This is a genomic window from Bacillus sp. JJ1533 (assembly GCF_036965045.1).
Classification (GTDB): domain Bacteria; phylum Bacillota; class Bacilli; order Bacillales; family Bacillaceae_L; genus Ferdinandcohnia.
This window is the reverse complement of sequence record NZ_JBALOV010000009.1, coordinates 1-563: the sequence shown is the minus strand read 5'-3', so window position 1 is coordinate 563 and position 563 is coordinate 1. Positions and strand designations below refer to the sequence as shown.

Below are 563 nucleotides of genomic sequence, written 5' to 3'. Positions count from 1 at the left end.
GAACAAACGAAGCAGGATATTGGAAGAAGAAAAATTACGAAGGGTGGAGTTATTATTGTTTTTATTCGCAGCATTAGCATTGCTATTAGTAACTTTTGGATTGTTGAAGGTCTTTTCAGTGAAGCAGCCTTTAACTATTACGCTAATTGTTGGATTAGTCATTTCAACAATATCTACAATTAGTTTGTGGTTGAATTACAAAGCAAGTTTTGGTGAACAAGATGGAATTGCCATTTCAAATAAAATCAGTTATTGGATTATTACGGATGGAACACGATGGTCTCAGGAACTATTTTTGGATTACTTTGTTTACGCTTTGGTTGTAACTACACTTATCGCTTTACTAATGATAATCAATTTTTTCACTAATAAGAGAACAAGAATAGCATAGTTGCTTTTCAACAAACTGGTGCGATGATCCATGAAGGATTATCGCTTGTTTATTTTTATCATGATTATGATACTGGCTGAAATGCAAAGAATTATTAACTTAATTGATCCCTAAACAAATCAATATACAAATTTCCTTTTGTCCCTACGACAGCATACGAGATGTCAAAAAC

1 protein-coding gene is annotated in these 563 nt (G+C 32.5%); it reads left to right on the top strand.

Annotated features, from left to right (window positions below; genetic code table 11):
- Window positions 1-391: hypothetical protein (locus V7138_RS05715; RefSeq protein ID WP_335394865.1), on the top strand; the 391-nt coding region annotated here is incomplete at its 5' end.
- Between the last annotated feature and the right edge of the window lie 172 nt (window positions 392-563).